Here is a 386-nt window from a genome sequence, read left to right as displayed (position 1 = left end):
AGCTCCCAAAAACGGTCGCTTCAGCCTTTTAATATGATGTCGTTGTTACTCTTATTTAGTTTTCAAGGTACAAATAGAGAGATTTACTCTCTCAAAACTGAACCAAACAACCCAGTATGTTCCGAAATAGTCTAGCTCCAGTGGCCAGCAACTAGCAAACTTCACACTTTTCCAATCGATAAGTCAACATCAGCTCCCGTTGGTCGCTGTGTTTCCTTTATCTCATTCCAAAGTGCTCCAGTTTGTACGTTGCTAAACGGCCACTTGCGCTTTCTTATTTATATCCTTAGAAAGGAGGTGATCCAGCCGCACCTTCCGATACGGCTACCTTGTTACGACTTCACCCCAATCATTGGTCCCACCTTCGGCGGCTGGCTCCAAATGGT

At 44.8% G+C, this 386-nt stretch carries 1 rRNA gene; it reads right to left on the bottom strand.

Features of this window, described 5'->3' with window-relative positions:
- Nucleotides 1–290: 290 nt before the first annotated feature.
- Nucleotides 291–386, bottom strand: a 16S ribosomal RNA gene (locus L3V42_RS18105); the annotation flags it as partial.

Source organism: Oceanobacillus alkalisoli, from assembly GCF_022213125.1.
In the GTDB taxonomy this organism is placed as follows: Bacteria; Bacillota; Bacilli; order Bacillales; family Amphibacillaceae; genus Oceanobacillus; species Oceanobacillus alkalisoli.
The sequence above is the reverse complement of the archived record's forward strand: the minus strand, read 5'-3'. Positions and strand labels throughout refer to the sequence as shown.